The following is a 23,664-nucleotide window of genomic DNA, read 5'->3' as shown; positions in this document are numbered from 1 at the left end:
ACGGTCAGGAGCAGCGGGCTACCGGCCCGCAGCGACGGTCAGGAGCAGCGCGGCGCGGCGGCGACCGGCGGCGGCTGGATGCGGTCGGCGAGCCGGCGCAGGACGGCGGCGGCGGCCAGCCGGGTGGGGGCGAGTCGCGCGGCGCGGGGCCGTTCCGGACGGACGGGGGCGTCCGGCCGGGCGGAGTTGACGTGTCGGGTCACCGCGTCGACGGCGAGGACGAAGCCGGTGGGCTGTTCCATGGTCAGCTCCTTGGGACGGGTCCGGTGGAGGACCGGACGACGAGTGCGGTGGGTAGCAGGACGTGGCCGGCCGCCGGGTCGGCGGGCGGGTCGAGCAGGAGCCGGGCGGCGATGCGCCCCTTCTCCTCGGCTGGTTGCCGCACGGTGGTGAGGCCGGCGGTGGCGGCCTCCGCGATGTCGTCGAAGCCGGTGACGGACACGGGCGGCCGGCCAGCCCCGGCGAGCGCGTCGAGGACGCCGAGGGCGAGGACGTCCGCGCAGGCCAGTACCGCCGTGGGCGGTTCGGGGGCGGCGAGGGCGGCGGCGACGGCCGTGGCGCCCGCCGACCGGCTGTTGTCGGTGGCGGCGAGCACAGTCAGCTCGGACCAGGCGACGCCTACCTCGGCGAAGGCGTCGGCGAAACCGGCCAGCCGCGCCCGGGTCGTCGGGTGGGCGGCGTCTGCCACGTCGGCGAGGCGCAGTTCGCCCGGGGCCGCGCCGGGGCGCACGGCGTCGCCGAGCAGGGCGACCCGCCGGTGCCCGAGCCCCGCCACATGGGCGGCGACGGCCCGGGCGGCGGCCCGCTCGTCGATGCCGACGTAGCGGTCGTCGGGGCCGGCGTCGTCGCGGGGGGCGGTCGTGACGACGGGCAGGCCGCGCTCGCGGAGCACGTCGACGACCCAGCCCTCGTCGCCGACGCAGTAGACGCAGAAGCCGTCGACGGCGGCGTTCTCCACCGCCCGCCGCGCGGCGGGCTCGTCGGCCGGCAGCGGCACGAGCAGCAGGCTGGTGCCGTGCCGCTCGGCCGCCTCGGCGACGCCGGCCAGGAAGCGGACAGCGAAGGGGTCGGTGAAGGCGTACGACAGCCGCGACTCGAAGAGCACTCCGATGGCGCCCACGTACCCGCGCCGCAGCGACCGGGCGGTGGGGTTGGGGCCGGGGTAGCCGAGCTGCCGGGCGGCGTCCAGGATCCGCTGGCGCAGGGCGGCGGAGAGCTGGTCGGGTCGGCTGTAGGCGTTGGAGACGGTGCTGCGGGACACGCCGACGGCGTCCGCGACGGCTTGCAGGGTCGGCTTCACCGCGGCCTCTCTGTATCGATTCAGACTGGATCGATACAGAGACTAGGCGGAGCGGGCCGCCCACGTCAACGCCACAGGCGGCGGTCCGGCTCGGGACCGCACGCGACGGGAACACCGACGCGGCCCGACCACGCCGGCCCGGCCACGGTGACACCGGGCGCAGGGACACCGGGCGCGGGGCGACATCGAGGTGATGCCGGACAGCAGCAGCGCCGGCCCGGACCGTGGTGGTCCGGACCGGCGGGCGCGCAGGTGCGCGGGTCAGCCCTTGCGGGCCACCCCGCCGTACATGCTGACCTCGGCCGCCGCCGGGCGGGGCTGCGGCGCGTCCTCGGCACGCCACTCGGCGACCGACGTGACGCCGGGCTCCAACAGCTCCAGCCCGTTGAAGAACCGGATGAACTCGGCCCGGGTGCGCAGGTTGATCAGGCCGTGCGGGCTGCCGCCCCGGGCCGCCGCCTTCGCCTCCTGCGCCACGTGCGGGGGGAGGTAGTCGTGGGTGGCGTGCGAGGCCGCCAGGTAGCTGCCCGGCGGCAGCGCGTCGAGCAGCCGCGTGACCACGGCGTACGGGTCGTCGTCGTCGCCGACGAAGTGCAGGATCGCGACCAGCATCAGGGCGACCGGCCGGGACAGGTCGATGGTGCGCAGCAGGTCGGGGTGGTGCAGGATCCGCTCCGGGTCGCGCAGGTCGGCGTCGATGTAGGCGGTGGCGCCCTCGGGCGAGCTGGTCAGCAGCGCCCGGGCGTGCGCGAGCACGATCGGGTCGTTGTCGACGTAGACCACCCGTGACTCGGGGGCGATCGCCTGCGCGACCTCGTGGGTGTTGTCGGCGGTCGGAATGCCGGTGCCGATGTCGAGGAACTGGCGGATGCCCTCCTCCCGGGCGAGGTGCCGCACGGCCCGCTGGAGGAAACGGCGGTTCTCCAGCGCGGCGGTGCGGATGGTCGGGAAGGACGCCGCCACCGTGTCGCCGGAGTCCCGGTCGGCCTGGAAGTTGTCCTTGCCACCGAGCCAGTAGTTGTACCGGCGCGCGGGGTGGGCCACCGAGGTGTCGATGCGGTCGCTCGGGTGCGCGGGGCCGGTCGTCGTACCCGGGGCATCGGTGGTCAAGGCAGCCTCCACGACTCTGCGCCACCCGCGACCGGGGGCGTCCGTCCACTGTCGCCGGTCGGCGACCATGGTAGCCGCACCGCCGTCGAGGCGAGACCCCGCCGGAGTCACCCCGGGTAGAGGTCGTCCAGGATCGCGCCGAGGATCTCCGGCGTACGCTCCGGCGGCTCGGCCTCCACGCAGAGCCGCTCCATCGCGACCGCGTAGTAGTCGAGGTCGTCGCGTTTGTCGAGGTAGAGCGCGCTGGTGAGCTGTTCGATGTAGACGATGTCGGGCAGTTCCCGGTCACCGAAGCGCAGGATGGTGAAGGCCCCACCCGCGGCGGCGTGCCCACCAGCGGCGAACGGGATGACCTGGAGCCGGATGTTCGGCGACTTGGTGGCCTCGATCAACGCCGCCACCTGCTCGCGCATGACCCGTGGGCCGCCGATCGGCCGGCGCAGCGCGGCCTCGTCCACCACCGCCCAGAGCTGCGGCGGGTTCTCGCGGTGCAGCAACCGCTGGCGCTGCATACGCAGTGCGACCCGACGCTCGATCTCCGCCGGTGCGGCCCGGCCGTGCCCGAGCAGCACGACCGCCCGGGCGTACTCCCGGGTCTGGAGCAGGCCGGGGACGAACTGGACCTCGTAGCTGCGGATGAGCGCGGCGGCCGCCTCCAGCCCGAGGTACGACTGGAACCAGTTCGGCAGCACGTCGCCGTAGCGGTGCCACCAGCCCGGGCTGTTGGCGTCGCGGGCGAGCTTGAGCAGCGCCTCCCGTTCCTCGGACGCGGTGACGCCGTAGAGGGTGAGCAGGTCCGCGACGTCGCGCTCCTTGAAGCCGACCCGGCCCAGCTCCATCCGGCTGATCTTCGACTCGGAGGCCCGGATCTCCCAGCCGGCGCCCTCCCGGGTCACCCCGCTGGACTCGCGCAGCCGGCGCAGTTGGGCGCCGAGCAGCATGCGCAGCACGGTCGGGCCGGTCCCCGGACCGCCCTCGGCGGGACCCATCGTCACAGCCGACCTCCACATGCCGGTTCGTGCCGACCGGTGCCCTCGCGCGGCCGACGTGTAAGCATGCCATGAACCGTGAGTGAGGTGAACTTCCTCGGTGCGGACAATTCGTCCCGGTCTGCGGGACGCGGTCAGGCGATCAGGTTGTCGAAGTCCCCTTCGCGCGCGCCGAGCACGAAGGCGGCGATCTCGTCCACCGTGTAGATCAACGCCGGCCCCTCCGGGTGCCGGGAGTTGCGCAGGGCGATGCCGGCGCCGCCGGGCAGTTCGGCCAGCTCGACGCAGTTGCCGCTGGGATTGCTCCGGCGGCTCTTCTGCCAGGCGAGCGGGGGCAACTGGGTGGTGGGAACGCCGTTCGGAGGCTGCTGCATGGACGTCTTTCTCTCGCGAGCCCCGCGATGCCGGGCAGCGGTGCCTGAATGAGGGGGCACGATATCGACGAAGGGCTTCCTGCACGTGCATCTGCTATTGCATCTGCACCGGACAACGAGCATGATAACGCACGTGGACAGTGCCCATCTGTTCACTCTGAGTGACCCGGCCTGGGGCTGCCACCAGGCCGGACGGGGCCCGACACGCGGGCGCGGACCGCCGCGCGCGGGGGCCGGCGGCGACGTGCTGATGGGAGGTCTCGTGCCGGATCCGTTGACCATCGCGTCCGGCATCTGCGCCGCCGGGGCGCTCGTCACCTCCTGGCAGCTGCGGCGCCGCGCGATCCAGGCCGAGGTCGAGATCCGGCACCTCCAGGCCGAGCTCGCCGCCGAGCGGCACGCCGCCAGCCACGACCCCCTGACGGGCCTGCCCAACCGCCGCGCGTTCTACCGCCTGGCCGCCACGCTGCTCACCGACGCGGCCGGACAGCCGCTGATCGCCGTAGTGCTCGACCTCGACGACTTCAAGCAGATCAACGACCGCTACGGCCACGCCGCCGGCGACCAGGTGCTGGTCAGCGTCGCCCAACGGCTCGCCGCCTTCGCCGGGGACAACCTGGTCGCCCGGCTGGGCGGCGACGAGTTCGCCGGGCTGCTGGCCAGTCCCACGATCGACCGGCGGTGGATCGAGCACGCCACCCGGCGGCTCTGCGACAGCCTCGCCGCGCCGATCCCGCTGGGCGGGCTCAGCGTCCGGGTGACCGCCTCCGTCGGGCTCGCCCCCGTCACCGGGCCCGCGCAGCTCACCGAGGCGCTCGACCGGGCCGACGCCGCCATGTACCGGGCCAAGAGCCTCGGGGTGGCCCGCCCACCCCGGCAACTCGTCGACAGCGCCCACCTGGCGGAGTGCTGAGCGCGCAGGCCCACGCCAGCGGACCGCCGGTCGGGACACGACGCGTTTCGACGTGTCTCGCGCCGGTTGCCGGGTATGCCGGCAGGGTCAGCGCCGCACCGGCCGAGGGAGGAACACCGTGGCGAGCATCCGGGCCCTGGTCCTGAACTGCACCCTCAAGCGGTCCCCCGCCCCGTCGAGCGCCGAGGTGCTCGGGCGCGAGGTGCTCGACGCCCTCGCCGACCAGGGCGTGCCGGGCGACCTGATCCGGGTCGTCGACCACGACGTGCGCTTCGGCGTCTCCACCGACGAGGGCGACGGCGACGGCTGGCCGGTCATCCGGTCCAGGCTGATGGCCGCGCAGATCCTCGTCATCGCCACGCCGATCTGGCTCGGTCAGCCGTCCGCCGTGTGCAAGATGGTCCTCGAACGGCTCGACGCCGAGCTCTCCGAGACCGACGCCGAGGGCCGGCTGCTCACCTACGGCAAGGTGGGCGGGGTCGCGGTCGTCGGCAACGAGGACGGCGCGCACCACACCATCGGCGAGGTCCAGCAGGCCCTCAACGAGGTCGGCTTCACCTGCCCCGCGGCGGGCGCCACCTACTGGGTCGGCGAGGCGCTGCACAAGGTCGACTACATCGACGCCCGGCCCAAGCCCGACACCACGGGACGCACCACCAAGGCGTTGGCGCTCAACAGCGCGCACCTGGCCCGGCTGCTGGCCGAGCAGCCGTACCCGCCGCCGGACGCCCGCGACGCCGGGATCGGCCCGAGCCGCGAGCCGGCCTGACGGGTCAGCGCCAGCCGTAGCCGGCGCGCAGGGCCCGGCCGACCCGGTCGAAACGGGCCCGGTCCAGCACCGCGCCCTCCCGGCGGATGCCGTCCTCCCGCATGGTCAGCACCCGGTCCAGCCGCACCCAGCTCGGCCGGTTGTCCCGGTCCCACTCGCCCGGACCGAGCGCCAGCCAGTGCCGCTGCCCGTCGCGCTCGCTCTGACTGGACAGCATCAGCCCGAACAGCGTCCGGCTGTGCCGGCCCACCACCAGCACGGGACGGTCCTTGCCCTGACGCGGGTCGTCCTCGTACTGCACCCAGGTCCAGACGATCTCGCCCGGATCGGCGTGCCCGTCGAGCTCCGGCGCGTACGCCAACTGCCGGCGCTGCAACGCCGCGACCTGGCGGGGGCGGGCGACCCGCGCCGGGCCCGGCCCGGGCCGGCGCGGAGACGGGATCACCCCGCCGATACGGGCCGCCACACTCCTGAGAAGACCTGCCACGACCGGCAGCCTATCCCCCACCGGGGCCGCCGGCCCGGGCGGGACAATCCGATGGACCGGGCCCGGACGATCGGTCAGGATCGGCGCCATGCAGGTCCCCGCCCACCAGGTCCGCGCCCGCTTCACCGCCGACACCGTGACCGTGTACCAGGCGTACCCGCCGGAGATCGCCCGCCCGGCGCTGGCCGCCGGCCGCTTCGTGCCGCCGTTCAAGCGGGAACGGATGACCTGGATCAAGCCGTCGTTCCGCTGGATGATGTACCGCTGCGGCTGGGGCACGAAGCCCGGGCAGGAGCGGGTGCTGGCCGTCGAGATCACCCGCGCCGGCTTCGAGTGGGCGCTGACCAACTCGTGCCTGAGCAGCTTCGAGCGCGACCGTCACCAGGACCGGGAGGACTGGTCGCGACGGCTGCGGGCCAGCCCGGTGCGGGTGCAGTGGGACCCGGAACGGTCGCTGCGCCTGGCCCCGCTGCCGCACCGGTCCCTACAGGTGGGGCTCTCCGGCGAGGCGGTGCGCCGGTACGTCGACGAGTGGCTGGTCGGTCTCACCGACATGACCCCGACCGCCCACGCGGTGCGCGCGGCGCTCGACGCCGGCGACGACACCGCCGCCGGGGCGCTGCTGCCCCCGGAGCGCCCGTACCCGCTGCCGCCCGACGTGGCCGCCGTGATCGGCGCGTCCGCACCGTGACCGGAGCCCGTGCCCCCGGCGGGCGCGCCGTCCGGTCCCGGTCCGCCTCCACCCGCCGCGCGCCACGGCTCCAGCCGGTGCTCGAGGTGGGTCGCCTCGACGACTTCCCGCTCTGGCCGGTGGCCGACGTCGGGCCGTGGCTGGCTCTCTCCGACGCGCTGACCGCCGCCGAGGTGGGTGCCGCCGTGGCCCGGATCGCGGCGTACAACCACCTCGACGACCGCACGGTGTGGCCCGGGGACGACGATCCGCTGACCGCCGTGCTGCCGGTGGTGGCGGCCGGCCCGGAGCCCGGCTCCCTGGTGGTGCCCGGAGGTCTGCGCCTCACCGACCCGGTGACGGGGGCGCGGGTCGATCCGGGCTGTTGCAGTGGCCTGGAGGACTGGCGCGAGTGGTACGAGATCCCGGCCGGCCGCTCACCGGACCTCGGCCACGACCCCGACCCCTGGGTGGAGCGGCGCCCCGGCGGCACGGTCCGGGTGTGGGCGGACGAGGAGGGCAGTTCCTGGGTGGACACCCACGTCGAGGAGCTGACGGGGCTCGTCGACGGCGTCCGGGCGGACCTGGCCGGGTTCCTGCGGGCGCTGCGAAGCTGGGCCGACGACGTCGTTCCCGCCGGCGCGGGCGAGCTGGTCGCGAACCTGGACCGGCACCTGCGGGTGTCGGAGCCGGACGCCCCGACGGGGCCGTGAGCCGACCGGCGGCGCGGGTGGTCGGGCGGCGCCGTATCCCCTGGCACGTGCTTCACTGGGGGTGTCGGTGCCGGCACGGACGGAGGCGGTGGCGGGTGGTCCTCGAGACACGGACGCGAAGCCTGGCCGCGCCGCCGGCGGCGGTCCGTCCGGGCCTCGTAGCGGTCGGGGTGCCGGGCGAGGTCGTCGGCCTGGGCCGCGCCCGCCCCCGGCGGCGGGTCGCGGGCGCCGTGGCCGTCGCCCTGCTCCTGCTGGCCGGCGCTGCCGGTTGCACCGGCAGCGGGCGTTCGCAGCCGCCGCCGGGCGGCGCCGCGTCCGCCACCGCCGCGACGGACCCGTCCCCCACGCCGACCGCGCCGACGGTCGAGGTCCGCGACGACCTGGCGGGCCTGTTCCGGCAGGCCGGCCTCCGGGGCACCTTCGTCATGTACGACGTGACGGCCGGGCGCGTCGTCATGGTCGACCGGGAGCGGGCCGAGCGGCGGTTCGTCCCCGCCTCGACGTTCAAGATCGCGCACAGCCTGATCGCGCTCGAGACCGGCGTGGTGCGCGACGAGCGGGAGAAGGTCCCCTACGGCGGTCGGCCGCAGCGCGTCGCCGCCTGGGAGCGGGACATGGGGCTGCGCGACGCGGTCCGGGTCTCCAACGTGCCGGTGTTCCAGGAGCTGGCCCGCCGCATCGGGTCGGACCGGGAGCGGGAGTGGCTGCACCGGCTCGGCTACGGCAACGGCGAGGTCGGGCCGGCCGTGGACCGGTTCTGGTTGAACGGGCCGCTGAAGATCTCGGCCGACGAGCAGGCGCGGTGGCTGGCCCGGCTGGCCCGGGGCGAGCTGCCGGCCGACCGGGGACACCAGGCCACTGTCCGGGACATCCTGCGCCTGGAGCGCACCGCCGGGTACGCCCTGCACGGCAAGACCGGCTGGACGGACGCCACCGACCCGGGCACGGGATGGTGGGTCGGCTGGGTCGAGCGCGGCGACCGGCTGTACTGCTTCGCGCTGAACGTGGACGTCGGGACGGACGGCGACGCCGACAAGCGCCTGCCGCTGGGCCGGCAACTGCTGCACCGCCTCGGCGCCCTGCCCACCCCCTGACCGCCGCCCACCGTCGCGACGACCCACGGCTAGGGGGCGGATCCCTGGCAGGGCGTCGAACAGGTCGCCGGCGCGGCGGAAAGTCGGTTGCCGCACCCGGTCGGCTCCGCAACAGTGTCGTCCATGACGTTCTGACGGGCAGCACCCCCATCGCCGAGGCGCGCGGCACCGACCGGTGTCGTGGCGCCGTCCGTCCATGCTGTTCTAGCGCAAAGCGAGCGTCCTTGTCTCCGTACCAGTCCCTGCCGCAGTCCACCCCGGCCACCGTCACCGTGTTCGCCTCCCCCACGAGCTGGATCGAGTCCGAGGCCCTGACGCAGTGCCAGCAGGTGGCCGCCCTTCCCGGCATGATCCACGTCGCCGCCATGCCGGACCTGCACCCGGGCAAGGGTGCCCCCATCGGCGCCGCCATGGCGTCGACCGTGCTGTACCCGTTCCTGGTGGGCTCCGACATCGGCTGCGGTATCGCCGTGTTCCCCATCAGGCTCAAGCGGGCCGTGCCGGAGCGGCTCGCCGCCCGGTTCCCCGACCTCGACCGCCCCCTCGACCCCGGGCGGGACGCCGACGACCCCGCCTGGGCCGCCGTGACGGGCGACATTCCCGCCGGTCACGTCGACGGGCTCGGGACGGTCGGTCGCGGCAACCACTTCGTCGAGCTGGCGCGCGTCGACACGGTCTTCGAGCCGGGCCACGCGGGCCGGCTCGGGCTCGACGCGGGCAACCTCGTGCTCATCGTCCACACCGGCTCCCGGGGACTGGGCGAGCGGATCCTGCGGGCGCACACCGAGACCCACGGTGCGGGCCCCGCCCCTGATCCCGCCGCCTACCTGGCGGCGCACGACGACGCCGTACGGTGGGGCTCGCTCAACCGGCGGCTGCTGGCCGCCCGGGTCGCCCACGCCCTGGGGGCCGAGCCCACCGAGCCCGTCGTCGACCAGTGCCACAACCTGGTGGAGGTCCACGACGGGGTCTACCTGCACCGCAAGGGCGCGGCGCCGGGCGACGGTCGCGACGTGCTCGTCGCCGGCACGCGGGGCACCGCCTCCTACCTCGTGGCCGCTCACGCCGGCCCGGACGCCAACCACTCGGTGGCGCACGGCGCGGGCCGCAAGATGTCCCGCGCCGACGCCCTGCGGCGCAGCCGGGCCAAGCACACCGTCGAGGAACTGCGGCGCACGCCGGTGGGGTCGCTGGTGGTGTGCGGCGACCGCCAGTTGCTCTTCGAGGAGGCGCCCACGGCCTACAAGCGCATCGAGCGCGTGATCACGGATCTCGTCGACCACGACCTGGCCACGCCCGTGGCCACCACGGTCCCCCTGGTCACCTACAAGACGCCCGACGTGGGGTCCACCACCCGGTCCGACCGCCGCGACGACCGCCGCAAGCGGGGCCGGCAATGAGCCTGCACCTGCTCGTGTCGGCCGGGCGTGGCCCGCAGGAGTGCGCCTGGGCGCTGGCCCGGCTGCTGCGCCGCCTGGAGACCGAGGCCGCCCGGCGGGGCCTGACGACCCACCGGGTCCAAACCGTGCCCGGCGAACGGCCCGACACCTACCGGTCGGCAGTGGTCCGGATCTCCGGCGACGACGCCGAGGCGTTCGCCGCCTCGTGGACCGGCACCCTGTGCTGGCAGGCCCCCAGCCCCTACCGGGCGGGCACCGGCCGGAAGAACTGGTACGTCGTCGCCCGCCCGTGCCGGCTCGACAGCCCGACCACGGCGTTCGCGGAGGCGGACGTCGACATCGTGGCCTGCCGTACCGGCGGCCCCGGTGGCCAGCACCGGAACAAGGCCAGCACGGCGGTGCGGGCGACCCACCGCCCGTCGGGCATCGTCGTGGTGGTCGACACCGAGCGGCAGTTCAGCCTCAACCGGCGCCTCGCCATCGAGCTGCTGCGGCAGCGGATCGCACGCAACGACGAGACCGCCGAGCGCGCCGCCGACACGGCCCGGTGGCGTATCCACGACGAACTCGTCCGCGGCGACCCCACCCGCGTCGAACGCCCGGAACCCTCGGGGCAGGAGGCGGGTCCACCGCAGCGGGCACGCCGGGGGCGCTCACCCCGCCGCCGGGACGCGTCAGCCTCGTGACCGGCGGGAACCGGCCGCCGTCGGCACCGTCACCCGCACGCGCTCCTCCTGCGGACGGCTGTCGATGTCGTCGAGCTGCGCGCGGATCGTCCTCCGCAGGTCGTCGTAGTCGCGGAAGTGGTAGTCGTTGAACAGCGTGTAGCCGGTCCACATCAGGTTGGCGCAGACCCGCGCCGGCACCCGGCCGGTCGCCGCGCCCATGCCGACCAGCGCCACCGACGAGATGCTGCCCGGCTCCCTCTCGTTCTGCGCGTGGATGGCCTGGAACGCGGCGGCGCAGGCCAGCGCCACGTTCAGCGTCTCGCTGACGTCCTGCGCCGACTGCTCCATGGTCGGGGTCGAGATCAGGAACCTGGGGTTGGTGGCCCCCGACGGCACGCAGACGGCGCTGCCCACCGGCATCGCCGCGCCGAACTGGTCGCGGATCGCCCGCTGGACGCGAAGCTGGATCCCCGCCCCGAGGTGCCGCTTGACGACCGCGTCGACGCCGCCGTCCATCCGCCCCCGGGAGTTGGTCGGACTGACCCAGGCGTCGGCCTGCCGGGTGAGGATCGATCCCTTGTGGATCTCGACCTCGGGGGTGTCGGCGAACGCCGCGCGCCACGCCTGCACCACATTCGCGTTGACGTCCGTCAGCACCACCCTGAGCAGCGGCTTCTCGCGGTCGAGGGTCATGTTTCACTCCGGTGGGAAGGGGTTGTCTCCGACGTGGAGCACGCTATCGCCGCCCACCGACAACCTTCCGCGTCGCGCCACGCACGGCGCCTGGCGCCGGAACCGCCGGCGTCGAGGGCCCCGCGCCGGTCGCCGGCGCCGTAACTGTCGCCCGCTGGCGGCAGAATGCCCCCACCTCGATCACCCGTGCCGTCGGACCGGCACGGCCCGCCACTCCGGGAGCCCGCGATGAGCGACACCACCGCCCCCACCCCGCCCGACCCGAACGACCCGCTGGGCCTCGCCGACCTGTTCACCGGCGGCGGCGAGCCGTGGCTGCCGCTGGTCAAGCCGGTCATCGAGGCGCAGCCGGACGCCGCCACCTTCATCGGCCCGGGCCGCAGCCCGATGGTCGTGCCCGTGCGGGAACTGACCTTCCAGGCGCTCAAGCCCCACCCGCCGCACAAGTGGAAGGTCGTCGTCTTCGGGCAGAACCCGTACCCGCGCAGCGAGAGCGCCACCGGCATCGCCATGTTCGACAACACCTTCCACGACTGGAACGACAGCCAGTTCGGCAGGGTCGTCACCATCCGCTGCATCATCAAGGCGGCGGCGATGTGGAAGCACGGCATCGCCAAGAAGACGCCGATCGCCGACATCCGTGCCCTGCTGCGCGAGCACGACACGGTGCAGCCACCGGAGTGGTTCCAGGCCATGCTCACCCAGGGCGTGCTGCTGTTGAACGCGGCGCTCACCGCCAGCAGCGACGGCGCGATGGCCACCGACCGGCACACCGCGTTCTGGCGGCCGGTCGTCGAGGCCCTGGTCGAGGAGATCCTGAAGGCCAAGCAGCACGCCGACGAGGAGGACCGGGGCGTGGTGTTCGCGTGGTGGGGCGCGCACGCGCGCAGCCTCAAACGGGTGGTGCAGCGGCTCGAGAAGAAGTACCCGGGCGTGGAGGTCCGCCACCTCGACCACCCCAATCCGGCGGCGCAGGGCGACATCTTCTGCGACGGGAACCACTTCGCCGACGTCAACGAGGCGCTCCGGACGCTGGGCGCCGACGAGATCGACTGGCTGCCCCGCAAGGGATGGAGCGGTTCGACGGCGCACGCGGGCGGCACCGACGCGGGCACGGCCGAGCGCATGGGGGCGTTCATCGCCTCCACGATGGAGTTGCACAAGCTCTACCTGGAGCGGCTCGCCAGCGTCAAGGACGAGGGGCTGGCCCTTCCCGCGATCACCGGCGTGGCCGCCACCCCGCTGATGGACTTCCGTGCGGCCGTCGCCCCGGTGGCCGCGCTGCTGCCCGGACTCGACTGGCACGTCGAGCAGTCACACCGGTTCGGCGAGAAGCAGGTGGACGGCGCGGCCGACGGCCTCTCCGCCGACGAGGTCGCGGCCCTCTACCTCTACACCTGCGAGTCGGCTTTCTACCGGCAGATCAACGCCACGCTGCGCCACCCGGACCGGGGCCGGATCGTCCCCTACCTGCCGTACCTGCGGCTGTTGTTCTCGGCCGTGTCCCGGCTCCCGGCCCGCACGGAGCCGCTGTGGCGCGGGGTGTCGCTGGACCTGCGGGCGCAGTACCCGCTCGGGCAGACCGTGACGTGGTGGGGCGTCTCGTCGTGCACGTCGAAGCTTGGCGTGGCCCAGGCATTCCTCGGCGGTCGCGGAAAACGGACGCTCTTCGAGGTGCTGCCCGTGCGGGCCGTGGGCATCCGGCGGTTCTCCGCCTTCACCGGCGAGGAGGAGGTCATCCTGGCCCCCGGCACGCAGCTCACGGTGACCGACGTGAAGGCGGAACGCAACGGCCTGTGCACCGTCCGGCTGACGGAGCTGGCCGGGGAGCGCATGGTGGCGTGAGCGGCGGCGGCTAGCTGAGGCAGGCGAGGAGTTGGCGGTAGGCCTCGTCCTCCCTGCCGTGCTCGCTGCGCACCACGCTCGTCCCGGGCCGGGCGGCGACGACGGCGAGCAGCCGGTCGTACATCGCCGCCAGCTCGGTGGTCCCGCCATGCCGGTCGAGCAGGCGCTGGGCGTCGAGATGCCCCGGATCCGTGGAGGTACGGCTGCGTTCGGCGAATCGCCACAGCGCGTTCTCCTTGTCGTCGAGCAGGACGACCTCGTGGAACCGGGCGCCGGTGTCGTGCGCCACGCGCTCGGCCTGCTCGATGAACTCGGGACGGCCGAGGAACTGCGGGATGATCACGTCATGGCGGCCGGCCAGGTGTGCCCGGGCCGCCGCCAGCGTGACGGCCCGGGCGAGGAGACCGGCGGGACCGGCATGATCACGCCACCGCCCGATGAGGTCACGGATCCGGTCGATGTCGAGGTCGAGCGCGAGGGGGTGGTCCTCGACGTACCTGCGGGCCAGCGTCGACTTGCCGCAGCCGGGTGGCCCGTTGAGCACGATCAGGCGCGGCGCCCGCGCGGCAGCCGGCTGGGCCTGGGTCACGACACGCCTCCTCGCTCGGCCCGACGCCGCCGGGAGGCGCCGCCCGTACGGACGTCCACGATGGTACGTCCACGGGCCGGAGCCCACGTGCCGCGCGGACCGTCCCCGGGTTCGAAGGGACGGCCCGCGCCGCACGCGCCGGGGTCAGGAGGACTCGGGCCTCGTGGCGGCCGGTGGGGTGCCGCCGGACACGAGGGCCCGCAGTTCCGGGGCCATCGTGGCGCTGTCCGGCTCGCGCCGCAGCTCGCGGAGCAGGCCGACGACCATGCCGACCATGACGAACAGGAACGGCAGCGCGGCGAGGATGGTCAGCGACTGCAGGGCGGACAGTCCGCCGGCGAGCAGCAGCACCGCGGCCACCAGGCCGGTCAGCACGCCCCACATGGAGACGAGCCAGGCCTTCGGCTCCAGGCTGCCGCGCGAGGAGAGCGTGCCCATCACCACCGAGGCGGCGTCGGCGCCGCTGACGAAGAAGAGCGCCACCAGCACCATGACCAGGATCGCGGTGACGGTGAAGAACGGGAACTCCCGCAGGACCGCGAAGAGCGCCGCCTCCGGGCTCTCCTTCACCGCGGCCGACAGGTCGGTGCCGTTGAGTTGCAGGTTGATGGCGGTACCGCCGAACACCGAGAACCAGACGAAGCTGACGAGGCTCGGGATGGCCACCACACCGAGGACGAACTGGCGGATGGTGCGCCCCTTGGAGATGCGGGCGATGAAGGCGCCGACGAACGGGGTCCAGGAGATCCACCACGCCCAGTAGAAGATGGTCCAGCCCGCCATCCACTGCTCGCCCCCGAAGGCGCCGGTGCGGAAGCTCATCGGGATGAGGTCGTAGAGGTAACCGCCGGTCGACGCGGTGAGCGTGTTGAGGACGAAGACCGTCGGGCCCACCACGAGCAGGAAGAACATCAGCGCCACCGCGAGCACCATGTTGGTGTTCGACAGGAACTGGATGCCCCGCTTGACGCCCGTGACGGCGGAGACCACGAACGCCACGGTGAGCACCGCGATGATGCCGATCGCCAGTGGGGTGGACTTCGGCACGTCCCAGAGGTTCGTCAGGCCGCTGTTGATCTGCAGGGCGCCCAGCCCGAGGGAGACGGCCGACCCGAACAGCGTCGCGAAGATCGCGAAGATGTCGATGGCCCGGCCGGGTCCCCGGTCGGCGCGCTCCCCGATGAGCGGGAAGAAGGCGCTGCTGATCAGGCCGCGCCGGCCCTTGCGGAAGGTGAAGTAGGCCAGCGCGAGGCCCACCACGGCGTAGATCGCCCACGGGTGCAGCGCCCAGTGGAAGAAGGAGTACTCCATGGCCACCCGCGCGGCCTGCGGGGAGTTCGGTTCGTTGAGGCCACGCGGCGGGGTCGCCAGGTGCGACAGCGGCTCGGCGGCGCCCCAGAACATCAGGCCGATGCCCATGCCGGCGCTGAACATCATCGCCACCCAGGAGACGGTGGAGAACTCGGGCTCGTCGTCGTCGCGGCCGAGCTTGATCCGGCCGTACCGGCTGAGCGCCAGCCAGATCGACAGCACCACGAAGCCGGTGCTGGCCAGCACGAAGACCCAGCCGAACGACCGGACCACCCAGTCGAGCGCGGTGTCGGTGACCGAGGCGAGGTTGTCGGTGGCGACGATGCCCCACGCGACGAAGAGGACGGTCACCGCTGCGGCGACGCCCAGCACCGTCCGGTCGATGCCCTGCGCGGGGCGGCCAGGCTCAGGTGGTGCGTCGCCCGGCGGGGTGTTGTCGTCGGTTGCCGGACCTGTCGCGGACACGGTCATGGTCTGTGGACCTCCGTGGGCTGCCCGGTCCGCGGGCCGTGTTCCCGGCTCCGCGCGCGCCGGTCGGCCCGCATGTCGGGTTGTCCCGCGCCCCGTCCGGGGCCCGGGAACTCGGAAAGTTGTCGCCGCCGGTGCCGACGTCGTTCCGGCGGGCGTACGGTCGGCCGGGGCTCGGCCGCCACGGACGTCGGCGACGACCGGCGATCACTCTCGGCGTCGATGTTGGAGGTGACCCTGCGGTCTCGTGACAGTCCGGTGACAAAAACCGACCGGGCGGCGCGGGTAGGGGCGTTCGCACTCGGCGCAGGCCGCGTCGGGGGCGCGATCGGTCCGTGCGGCGCGAGCGCCGGGCAGGAACCGGCGCATGCCGCGACTACGCGCTGAGTAGTCGTACTCAGGCCGGCGCGTGACGGTTGCGGAATTCTGACTCCATGATTTCGGTCGATGACGTGGGGTGCCACGGGTCAGGGGCATCGACGAGGCGACGGCTTCCTGGTCGGCGGCGGGCGCCGGCCGGGCCACGGGTCAGGTCCGTCGTCGTCCGCCTGGCCCGGCGGGCGAACATCATGAGCGCGGCCCGGTCCGCCCGGCGCCGCGATGGCGTGTACGAGGTCGTCACGCTGACTCTCGCGGTGGTGCTCCTGCCGGTGGCGTTCGTCGTCGCGGGCGGCCGGGCGAAGCATGTGGCCTGCCAGTGGGCGCTTGCGACGCGTTTTCCGGCCGAGGACCTGACCGGCCTGACGCCCGCCACGCGCACGGCCTTCGAGGCCGCCCGGGCGCAGGCCCTGTGGCGCGACGGTGAGCTGATCGGGCTCACGTCCGGGCACCGGACCGCCGAGGAGCAGGCACGCCTGTTCGCCGAGGCGGTCCGGTGCGCCGGGTCCCCGGAGGCGGCCCGGCTGCGGGTGCTCCCGCCACACGAGTCGCGGCACGTCGCGGGCACGGCCCTCGACGTACGGCCCGCCGAGGGCGCGCGCTGGTTGGAGACGTACGGCGCCCGCCACCATCTGCACCGGGTGTACGACAACGAGTGGTGGCACTTCGAGTACCGGCCCGGTCGTCGCCCCGAGCGGCTGCCCCACCCGGGTGCCTCGGCACCCCCGACCGTGGCCCCCGCCCGGCCGTCGCGGCTGGTGCGGTTGACCGACAGGTGGTGACGGCGGCCCGCCGAGCGGGCACAGTGAAGCGGTGACCACCGACATCCGTACCCCCCTGGCCCGCTACGCCGACCGCCTGCACGCCGTGATCGGCGACGGGCACCACGTCGCCTCCCCGCTCGGTGCGTGGCTGCTGCTGGCGCTCGCCGCACCGGCCGCCACCGGCCCGACCCGCACCGCCCTGGAGGAGGCGCTCGGCACCGACGCGGAGACCGCCGCGCGGGCGGCCCACGCCCTGGTGGCCGCGCCACACCCCCTGGTGCCCTCGGCGACCGCGTTCTGGCACCGGCCCGGGATCGAGACGACCGGGCTCGACGGATGGCGGGCGACCCTGCCCGCGTCGACCGCCACCGGACCGGTGCCGGAACAGGACGCCCTCGACGCGTGGGCCCGGACCCACACCCTCGACCTGATCAGGGAGTTCCCGCTGACGGTGACGCCGCAGGTGCTGCTCGTCCTGGCCAGCGCCCTGGCCACCCGGATCTCCTGGGAGGACCCGTTCGAGGTGGCGCCGGCGGACGCGCTCGGGCCGGGCAGTTCCTGGACCGGCCGGCTGCGCCGGGTGCTGCGCAGCCCCGAGTACGGCCACCAGTGCTGGATCACCGATACCGTGCGGGCCGGCACCGTGGCCGCCCACGCCGCCACCGCCAAGCCGGCGCGGACCGCCGAGGGCACGGCCGGGCTGTCGGTGGTCTCGGTCGCGGCGGCACCCGAGGTGCCGGCCGGGGACGTCCTCGCCGCCGCCCACGAGGTGGCGGCGGCGGTCGCCACCACCTCGCCGGACCGCCTTCCGGCAGATCGGCGTTCCCTGTTCGACGTCCCGCTGGGCGACGGCCCGATCTGGACCGTGCGTGAGGAGCCGACCCGCACACACGCGCCGGACGGCAGGGAGGAGCGGCTCACGGCCGTACTGCCGTGCTGGTCGGCCAGGAGCCGGCACGGGCTGGCCGCCCCCGGGTCGGGCTTCCCCGCCGTCGCGGAGGTCTTCGGCGAACTGCTGGGCACCCCGGGACTGAAGTTCGAGGCGGCACAGGCCGCCATGGCCCGCTACGGCCGGTACGGCTTCGAGGCGGCCGCCGTCACCGGGTTCGCCATGCTCGAGAGCCTTCCGCCGGAGGGGGTGGCCCGGGTGGCCGAGTTGCGCTTCGGCCACCCGTACGCCGTGGTCGCGGTCGCCACCGACAGCCGGGCCGGCGGCACGACCGGCCCGTGGCACGGCCTGCCGGTCTTCTCCGCCTGGGTCGCAGACCCGGAGGAGCTGCCGGAGACCGACGCCGCCGACCGGTAGGCGTCACCTGCCGTCGGCCGCCACGGGGTCGTGCGGCTCGGCCATCGCGACGGCGATCTTGCGGGGGCCGGTGAACGGCTCCCGGCCGTGCGCGGCGGTCATGTTGTCCACGACCAGCACGTCGTCGCGCCGGTAGTCGAAGCGGACGCTGGCCGCCCGGTACGCGGACCGCAGGTGGTCCATGACGTCGGCGGGTATCTCGCCGCCGTCGCCGTAGTACGTGTTGGCCGGCAGCCCGTCGGTGCCGAACATGGCCAGCAGCCCCTCCTGGAGGTCCTTGGCGAGGGTGCTCACGTGGAAGAACGTGGCGTGGTTGAACCAGCGCGGGGTGTCCGAGCCGGGCCGGTGGTGCACGACGTCGCGCACCGCGCGGGTACGCAGCCCGTCGGCGCCCCGCCACTCCAGCTCGATCCGGTTCGCCGCCGCGTACGCCTCGACCTCGGCCCGGTCGTCGGTGCCGAAGACGTGCTGCCACGGGGTGCCGAAGTCGCCGTGGAAGTTGCGCACCAGCATCCAGCGGCGGCGGACGAACTCCTCGCGTACCGCCGGATCGATCTCGGCGTACACCCGGCGGACGTCGGCCAGCGGGGTGGCGCCCCGCGTCTGCGGCGCGGTGATGCAGTAGAAGAACAACGTCAACGGCCAGCGGGCCTGGTACGAGTTCTCGTTGTGCAGGAAGATCTCCTCGTCCGGCGGGTAGTCGGTCGAGGTGTAGACCCGGCCGGCGATGGCGTGCCGGGGCGACGAACGCTCGGTGTAGACCAGCGGCTCGCCGGACAGCGCCCGCACCGCCCGGTCGAAGCCCTCGACGCCACCCACGTCGAACCCGCGGAACAGCAGCCCGCCGTGCTCCACCAGGCTCGCCCGCAGCTCCGCGCGGCGGGCGGCGATCAGCTCGGTCAGCTCGCGGCCGTCGTGCTCGACGACCACCGGCAGCGTGGCGGTCCGGTCACTCATGCTCTCGCTCCTGTCGTCGCCTGCCGTCGCCGCGGGCGGCCACGGGACAGCGGGATGGCGGCCCGGACGGCGGCCGCGGCGGGCGGCTCACCCGTGCTGGCGGGTGGCCGCGTCGGTGCGGGCGGCGGTGAGGTCCGCCCGGATCACGGCGAGCAGGTCGGGCAGCCGCTCGTTGAGGAAGAAGTGCCCGCCGTCGATCTCGTGCAGGGTGAAGCCGGCGGCGGTGTGCTCCCGCCAGCCGGCGCTGTGCTCCCGGCAGACGGTGTCGTCGCCGCGCCCGCTGAACGCCACGATCGGCATCGGCAGCGGCTCCTCGGGGGTGTAGCGGTAGCCGTCCACCTGCGCGAAGTCCGCGCGCAGCAGGGGCAGCAGCAGCTCGACCAGCTCCGGGTAGTCCAGCAGCCCGGCCGGCAGTCCGCCGCCGGCCGCCAGGCGGCGCAGCAGTTCGTCGTCGTCCACCCGGGACAGCCCGTCGAAGTGGCTGGGCGCTCTGACGTGCGGGGCGCGGGCGCCGCCGACGTAGAGCCGCAGCGGCAGCGGACGCCCGGCGCGGCGCAGCTCGCGGACGACCTCGAAGGCGACCCGGCCGCCCATCGAGTGGCCGTAGATCGCGTACGGGCCACGGATCCGCTCGGCGATGGCGGACGCGACGTCGACGACCTTGAACACCGGGTTCTCGCTGATCCGGTTCTCGCGGCCGGGCAGCTGCACCGGCAGCACCTCGACGTCGGGGCCGAGCTCGTCCTGCCAGCGCCTGAAGACGGTCGCGCCCCCGCCCGCGTAGGGCAGGCAGAAGAGTTGGACCGGCGCCGGGTGCCAGCCGCCGGCGGAGAGGAACCAGGTCACCGCGCGCCTTTCGTCGGGGGGGCCGTTCCGGTGCCGCTGGCGCCGGAACGGGTGGTGGGTCGCTCCGGCGCGCCGGAGCGACCCGAGGTGCGGCACCCTCCGAGGCATCGGCGGGCCGACCGCGATCGGGCCGACCGCCATGCTCCAGGAGGGGCCTCATGATCTGCCTATACCTTCGGGTCGGAAGCAGCATAAGGCGCGGTGCCCGCCCGCGAGGATCCGCGTGGCGGGCCGCCGCGACGGGTGAGCGGGCGGTGGCGGGTGGCCGCTCAGGCGTCGTCCGGTCGGGGGATCGGCTGGGTCATGCCGTCGAAGTCCCGGGGCAGCCGGGCCACCATGTCGCGGAACTCCTCGACGGTGACCGCCTCCCGCAGGGTGGCGAAGACGGCACCGGTTCCCGCCCGGGCGGTGGCCTCGTCCGTTCCGGCCCGCTCCCCCACCCGACGCACGAAGTCCGCCGGACCGGGCGCGCCGGGCGGGCCGTCGCCGGAACCGGCGCCCGCGAGATAGCCGTCGAGTTCGTCGGGGAGGCGACCGGTCGCACCGCCGCTCATCCGTTCCACCATGGTCTGCAACACGGCGCGGGCGATCGTGGCGGCCTGGGCGGTGGGTAGTCCGGCGCGGCGCGACACCGCGTCGACGAAAAGGGGAAACCGCACGGCAGCCTCCTGTCGTCAGCGGCCCCACGCTTACCCGCGCCCGGCACCGGCAAACGACCCCGCCGTCCGGCCGGCTCTGGGCGCGGGGCGGTCGACGGACGTCGTACCCGCCGGCTGACCGGGACGCCCAGCCGGGATCAGCCGGCCGGGTCGTCGGCGAGGACGTCGAGCAGCAGCGCGGCCGTCCAGCCGAACGCCGGTGAGCCCAGCCCGGCGCCGGTGTCCGGGTGGAAGTACTCGTGGCAGCCGGAGCGGGCCACCAGCTCGATCATCGAGTCGCGCAGGCCGGCCGCCAGGTCCGGGCGGCCGTGGCGCAGCAGCCCCCGGCGCACCAGCCAGTTGACGTTCATCCAGCTCGGCCCGCGCCAGTAGCGCAGCGGCTCGAAGTCCGGCGCGGTGCGGTCGTGGCTGGGCAGCGGCCGGTCCATCCGGGCGGCCAGCCCGAAGCGAGGCGAGCAGGCCTCGGCGACCAGCGCCGACACCTGCCGCGCGGGCAGGTCGGGCAGGACCAGCGGGGCCAGGCCGAGCACCGTCCGGGCCGGCACGAGGCGGTCGGCGCGCAGGTCCCGGGGGTGGAAGGCGCCCGTCGTCGGGTCGTACAGCCGGCGCACCAGGGCCTCGGTGATCCGCGCGGCGCGCTCCCGGTGCGGGCCGGGGTCGGCGCCGACCAGCGGCGCGATCCGGGCGAGGGCGTGCTCGGCGGCGCCCGTGGCGGCGTTGACCAGCGGGCACTCCACCAGGAACGGGTGCCGGCCGGCGAGGTCGTCGTCGCGGTAGCGGCGCTCGCGGTAGGACGCCACGATCGCGACGTAGCGCGCGTAGTCGAGGTCCGTGGGCCGGTGTGCGGCGTCGGCGTGCGCGGTGTCGTGCCGGCGGTACGCGCGCATGACGGCCGCGTCGGCGGGCACCGCCGCCATCGGCGCGTCCCAGGCGGGGCTGTTGTCCAGCCCGGACTCCCACGGGTGGACGATGCAGGCCAGCCCGCCCCCGCCGACGTCCCGGCGGGTGGCGAGGTAGCGCTGCTGCGCCACCAGCCGGGGATAGAGCCGACGCAGCGCCGCCCGCGCCTGCTCGGAGGGGCACCGGCGGTACGCGAGCCACGCGGCGGGCGCGTGCACGGGTGGCTGGATCAGCCCGGAGGTGGCGGCCGCCGGGGCGCCCTCGGCGAGCCCCGACTCCCAGAATTCCGGCCCCGGGAAGTACGAGCCGACGCGCAGGGCCGGGTTGAACACGATGTGCGGCACCCGCCCGTCCACCCACTGGGCACGGAACAGGCTGGCCAGCTCGCACCAGGCGCGTTCGGGGCGGACGTGGGACCAGCCGATGGCGATGAACGCCGAGTCCCAGCTCCACTGGTGCGGGTAGAGGGTGCGCGAGGGCACCGTGTGGTCGTGTTCCCAGTTGGCGTCGAGGGTGGCGACGGCGAGGCGGCGCAGGGCCCCCCGGTCGTGGGCGCCGGCGCCGACGGCGGTGGGCGGGCCGCCGGCCGTCCCGGTGCTCACGCCGCCGCCTGCCGGGGCTGGGCGTGGCGCAGCACGGCGGCGGCCTGGTGCAGGGCGCGTACGGGGTCGCCGCGCAGCCGGCACTCCAGCGCCAGCCAGCCCCGGTAGTCGATCTCCAGCAGGGTGCGGAGCAGCGCCGGCCAGTCGAGGTGCCCGGCCCCGGGCTGGTGGCGGTTGGAGTCGCTGACCTGCACGTGCCCGAGGTACGGGGCGGCGGCGCGCAGCGCCCGGTGCACGTCGTCCTCCTCGATGTTCATGTGGAAGGTGTCCGCCACCACCCGCACCGTGGGCAGCCCGACGGCCGCGCAGAGGGCGACCGCGTCGGCGAGCCGGTTGACCATGTGGTCCTCGTACCGGTTGAGCGGTTCCAGGAAGAGGGTGACCCCCTCGGCGCGGGCGTGCTCCCCCAGCTCGCCCAGGGCGTCAACGAGCACCTGCCGGTCGGCGGCGGGTGGGCGGGGCGGCTCGAACGGCGGCAGCCGCCGGGAGAACATCCCCCACGCGGCCGGGGTCATCGCGCCGACGCCGCCCAGCTCGGCCATCACGGAGAGCTGGGAGCGCAGGTTGCGTACGGCGTCGCGGGAGCGCTCGGGGTCGAAGTCGCCGATGAAGTGGTCCATCTCCACGCAGACGGTGGGCATGACCACCCCGGCGGCGCGGGCCCGGCGCAGCTCGGGCAGCCGGCGGGCGAGGCCGAGGTCGCCGGCGCCGCGCAGCTCGATCGCGTCGTAGCCGAGCGCGGTGGCGAGCGCGTACTTCTGGATCAGGTCGGTGCCCGGCAGGAGCTGTTCCTGGCAGGCCAGCGGAATGGTCATGGGAACCTCAGCACCACTTGGAGGGCGTCCGCGTCACCGCGGTCGAGCAGCGCCAGCGCGTCGGCCACCGCGCTCGCGTCGACGACGTGGCTCACGAGGGGCAGCGGGTCGACGCTGCCCTCGGCCACCAGGTCCATGAAGGTGTGTGCGACGCGGGCCCCGGTCCACCGGCCGGCCATGCCGGGCGCCGGGGTCGGCCCGGAGACCTGGGCCGCCACCAGCTGGATCCGGTTGTGGTGGAACTCCTCACCCAGGCCGAGGGCGTCGGCCTGTCCCTGGTAGAAGCCGGCGGCCACGACGCGACCGGCGTGGGCGGTGGAGCGGATCGCCTCGTGCAGCGCCGGGTACGCCCCGGACAGTTCCAGGCAGACGTCCGCGCCCCGGCCGCCGGTGGCCCGGCGCAGCACGGCCGCGGCGGACTCGGCGCCCGCGTCGACGACGACCCGGGCGCCGAGTCGGCCGGCGTGCGCCAGCCGGGCGGGCACCCGGTCGACGGCGACCACGCGCGCGCCGGAGAGGGCGGCGAGCCGGGTGGCGAGCAGGCCGATGACGCCCTGCCCGAAGACCGCGACCCAGTCGCCCAGGTGCAGGTCCCCGGCGAGCACGGCGGTGAGGGCGATCGCCCCCGGGCGGGCGAAGACCGCCGCGAGGGGATCCAGCCCGGCGGGCAGCGGGTGCACCGTGTCGGCGGGTACGACGGCCTCGGCGCGGTGCCCCCAGATGCCCCAGACGACCTGCCCGGCCCGCCGGTCGGCCACGTCGGGCGCGACCTCGACGATCTCGCCGACCTCCTCGTAGCCGAAGCCCACCAACGGGTACGGCACGGCGGTCTGCCGGGGCACGAACATCCGACTGACGTCGTCCCAGTCCTTGCTCAGCCGGGGGTTGCTGCCCCGGTAGAGGGTGAGCTCCGTGCCGGCCGAGATGCCGGAGTAGCAGGTGCGGATCCGGACCTGTCCGGGGCCGAGCGGGTCCGGGGGGCAGGGCTCGAGGCTGATCCGTCGGGGCCCGGCGAGTGAGACAACCCAGTTGACCATGAGTCAC

24 protein-coding genes and 1 pseudogene are annotated in these 23,664 nt (G+C 74.6%); 10 read left to right on the top strand and 15 right to left on the bottom strand.

Going from position 1 to position 23,664, the window contains the following annotated elements:
* Positions 1-38: 38 nt before the first annotated feature.
* The 5 genes from AC0OO9_RS27595 to AC0OO9_RS27575 form a co-directional block, all read right to left on the bottom strand.
* Positions 39-242, bottom strand: coding sequence for a hypothetical protein (locus AC0OO9_RS27595; RefSeq protein ID WP_484513463.1), 204 nt, complete (start codon positions 240-242; stop codon positions 39-41).
* A 2-nt stretch (positions 243-244) separates the two neighbouring features.
* Complete coding sequence (locus AC0OO9_RS27590; protein ID WP_484513462.1) at positions 245-1,300, bottom strand: LacI family DNA-binding transcriptional regulator; 1,056 nt, start codon at positions 1,298-1,300, stop codon at positions 245-247.
* Between the two features lie 261 nt (positions 1,301-1,561).
* Positions 1,562-2,410: an SAM-dependent methyltransferase gene (locus tag AC0OO9_RS27585; protein WP_484513461.1), complete on the bottom strand. Its 849-nt coding sequence runs from the start codon at positions 2,408-2,410 to the stop codon at positions 1,562-1,564.
* Between the two features lie 107 nt (positions 2,411-2,517).
* Positions 2,518-3,399 (bottom strand): helix-turn-helix domain-containing protein, encoded by an 882-nt coding sequence (locus tag AC0OO9_RS27580; RefSeq protein WP_151456401.1) that lies wholly within the window; start codon positions 3,397-3,399, stop codon positions 2,518-2,520.
* 134 nt (positions 3,400-3,533) lie between these two features.
* Positions 3,534-3,773 carry a DUF397 domain-containing protein gene (locus tag AC0OO9_RS27575; protein ID WP_484513459.1) on the bottom strand — a complete coding sequence of 80 codons (240 nt, stop codon included), beginning with the start codon at positions 3,771-3,773 and terminating at the stop codon, positions 3,534-3,536.
* A 262-nt stretch (positions 3,774-4,035) separates the two neighbouring features.
* On the opposite strand from AC0OO9_RS27575, the gene AC0OO9_RS27570 reads away from it, so the two are divergent.
* The gene (locus tag AC0OO9_RS27570; RefSeq protein ID WP_132240227.1) at positions 4,036-4,686 is read left to right on the top strand and encodes a GGDEF domain-containing protein; all 651 of its coding nucleotides are present in this window, start codon (positions 4,036-4,038) and stop codon (positions 4,684-4,686) included.
* Positions 4,687-4,804: 118 nt separating this feature from the next.
* Complete coding sequence (locus AC0OO9_RS27565) at positions 4,805-5,455, top strand: flavodoxin family protein (RefSeq protein ID WP_484513457.1); 651 nt, start codon at positions 4,805-4,807, stop codon at positions 5,453-5,455.
* 4 nt (positions 5,456-5,459) lie between these two features.
* On the opposite strand, the gene AC0OO9_RS27560 is transcribed toward AC0OO9_RS27565, so the two are convergent.
* Positions 5,460-5,942, bottom strand: coding sequence for a type II toxin-antitoxin system PemK/MazF family toxin (locus AC0OO9_RS27560; protein ID WP_132240229.1), 483 nt, complete (start codon positions 5,940-5,942; stop codon positions 5,460-5,462).
* Between the two features lie 88 nt (positions 5,943-6,030).
* On the opposite strand from AC0OO9_RS27560, the gene AC0OO9_RS27555 reads away from it, so the two are divergent.
* The 5 genes and pseudogenes from AC0OO9_RS27555 to prfH all read left to right on the top strand — a co-directional run bounded on the left by AC0OO9_RS27555 (position 6,031) and on the right by prfH (position 10,505).
* Positions 6,031-6,633, top strand: coding sequence for a DUF4291 domain-containing protein (locus AC0OO9_RS27555; RefSeq protein ID WP_484513455.1), 603 nt, complete (start codon positions 6,031-6,033; stop codon positions 6,631-6,633).
* On the top strand, positions 6,630-7,325 hold the full coding sequence (locus tag AC0OO9_RS27550) for a hypothetical protein (protein WP_484513454.1): 696 nt from the start codon (positions 6,630-6,632) through the stop codon (positions 7,323-7,325). The genes AC0OO9_RS27555 and AC0OO9_RS27550 overlap by 4 nt, the downstream gene beginning before the upstream one ends.
* Before the next feature lie 389 nt (positions 7,326-7,714).
* Positions 7,715-8,419 (top strand): annotated as a pseudogene (blaOXA, locus tag AC0OO9_RS27545) (class D beta-lactamase); the annotation flags it as partial.
* Between the two features lie 224 nt (positions 8,420-8,643).
* Positions 8,644-9,819 (top strand): RNA ligase RtcB family protein, encoded by a 1,176-nt coding sequence (locus tag AC0OO9_RS27540; RefSeq protein ID WP_484513452.1) that lies wholly within the window; start codon positions 8,644-8,646, stop codon positions 9,817-9,819.
* Positions 9,816-10,505 carry a peptide chain release factor H gene (gene prfH / locus AC0OO9_RS27535; protein ID WP_484513450.1) on the top strand — a complete coding sequence of 230 codons (690 nt, stop codon included), beginning with the start codon at positions 9,816-9,818 and terminating at the stop codon, positions 10,503-10,505. The genes AC0OO9_RS27540 and prfH overlap by 4 nt, the downstream gene beginning before the upstream one ends.
* On the opposite strand, the gene AC0OO9_RS27530 is transcribed toward prfH, so the two are convergent.
* Complete coding sequence (locus AC0OO9_RS27530; protein WP_484513448.1) at positions 10,494-11,180, bottom strand: macro domain-containing protein; 687 nt, start codon at positions 11,178-11,180, stop codon at positions 10,494-10,496. The two genes, prfH and AC0OO9_RS27530, sit on opposite strands and share 12 nt — an antisense overlap.
* 228 nt (positions 11,181-11,408) lie before the next feature.
* On the opposite strand from AC0OO9_RS27530, the gene AC0OO9_RS27525 reads away from it, so the two are divergent.
* The gene (locus AC0OO9_RS27525; protein WP_484513446.1) at positions 11,409-13,025 is read left to right on the top strand and encodes an ADP-ribosyltransferase domain-containing protein; all 1,617 of its coding nucleotides are present in this window, start codon (positions 11,409-11,411) and stop codon (positions 13,023-13,025) included.
* A gap of 10 nt (positions 13,026-13,035) precedes the next feature.
* Here AC0OO9_RS27525 and AC0OO9_RS27520 read toward each other — a convergent pair whose 3' ends face one another.
* Together AC0OO9_RS27520 and AC0OO9_RS27515 are read right to left on the bottom strand one after the other, a co-directional pair.
* Entirely contained in the window at positions 13,036-13,614 is a 579-nt protein-coding gene (locus AC0OO9_RS27520) for an AAA family ATPase (protein ID WP_484513445.1), read from the bottom strand.
* A gap of 144 nt (positions 13,615-13,758) precedes the next feature.
* The gene (locus AC0OO9_RS27515; protein WP_484513443.1) at positions 13,759-15,396 is read right to left on the bottom strand and encodes a BCCT family transporter; all 1,638 of its coding nucleotides are present in this window, start codon (positions 15,394-15,396) and stop codon (positions 13,759-13,761) included.
* 566 nt (positions 15,397-15,962) lie between these two features.
* Between AC0OO9_RS27515 and AC0OO9_RS27510 the strand changes: the two genes are divergently transcribed.
* Together AC0OO9_RS27510 and AC0OO9_RS27505 are read left to right on the top strand one after the other, a co-directional pair.
* A complete protein-coding gene (locus AC0OO9_RS27510) occupies positions 15,963-16,553 on the top strand; it encodes a D-alanyl-D-alanine carboxypeptidase family protein (RefSeq protein ID WP_484513442.1) in 591 nt (196 codons plus the stop codon).
* Positions 16,554-16,584: 31 nt separating this feature from the next.
* Positions 16,585-17,841, top strand: coding sequence for a hypothetical protein (locus AC0OO9_RS27505; RefSeq protein ID WP_484513440.1), 1,257 nt, complete (start codon positions 16,585-16,587; stop codon positions 17,839-17,841).
* Between the two features lie 3 nt (positions 17,842-17,844).
* Here AC0OO9_RS27505 and AC0OO9_RS27500 read toward each other — a convergent pair whose 3' ends face one another.
* The 6 genes from AC0OO9_RS27500 to AC0OO9_RS27475 all read right to left on the bottom strand — a co-directional run bounded on the left by AC0OO9_RS27500 (position 17,845) and on the right by AC0OO9_RS27475 (position 23,657).
* Positions 17,845-18,798 carry a TauD/TfdA family dioxygenase gene (locus AC0OO9_RS27500; RefSeq protein ID WP_484513439.1) on the bottom strand — a complete coding sequence of 318 codons (954 nt, stop codon included), beginning with the start codon at positions 18,796-18,798 and terminating at the stop codon, positions 17,845-17,847.
* A gap of 87 nt (positions 18,799-18,885) precedes the next feature.
* The gene (locus AC0OO9_RS27495) at positions 18,886-19,644 is read right to left on the bottom strand and encodes a thioesterase II family protein (RefSeq protein ID WP_484513437.1); all 759 of its coding nucleotides are present in this window, start codon (positions 19,642-19,644) and stop codon (positions 18,886-18,888) included.
* 269 nt (positions 19,645-19,913) lie between these two features.
* The gene (locus AC0OO9_RS27490) at positions 19,914-20,303 is read right to left on the bottom strand and encodes a DUF2267 domain-containing protein (protein ID WP_484513436.1); all 390 of its coding nucleotides are present in this window, start codon (positions 20,301-20,303) and stop codon (positions 19,914-19,916) included.
* Between the two features lie 137 nt (positions 20,304-20,440).
* The gene (locus AC0OO9_RS27485; protein WP_484513434.1) at positions 20,441-21,805 is read right to left on the bottom strand and encodes an MGH1-like glycoside hydrolase domain-containing protein; all 1,365 of its coding nucleotides are present in this window, start codon (positions 21,803-21,805) and stop codon (positions 20,441-20,443) included.
* Positions 21,802-22,620 carry a sugar phosphate isomerase/epimerase family protein gene (locus AC0OO9_RS27480; protein WP_484513433.1) on the bottom strand — a complete coding sequence of 273 codons (819 nt, stop codon included), beginning with the start codon at positions 22,618-22,620 and terminating at the stop codon, positions 21,802-21,804. Before AC0OO9_RS27480 ends, AC0OO9_RS27485 begins: the two co-directional genes overlap by 4 nt.
* Complete coding sequence (locus AC0OO9_RS27475; RefSeq protein WP_484513431.1) at positions 22,617-23,657, bottom strand: zinc-binding dehydrogenase; 1,041 nt, start codon at positions 23,655-23,657, stop codon at positions 22,617-22,619. Before AC0OO9_RS27475 ends, AC0OO9_RS27480 begins: the two co-directional genes overlap by 4 nt.
* Positions 23,658-23,664: the final 7 nt, after the last annotated feature.

Source organism: Micromonospora sp. USAFONa4 (assembly GCF_057197825.1).
The sequence above is the reverse complement of the archived record's forward strand: the minus strand, read 5'-3'. Positions and strand labels throughout refer to the sequence as shown.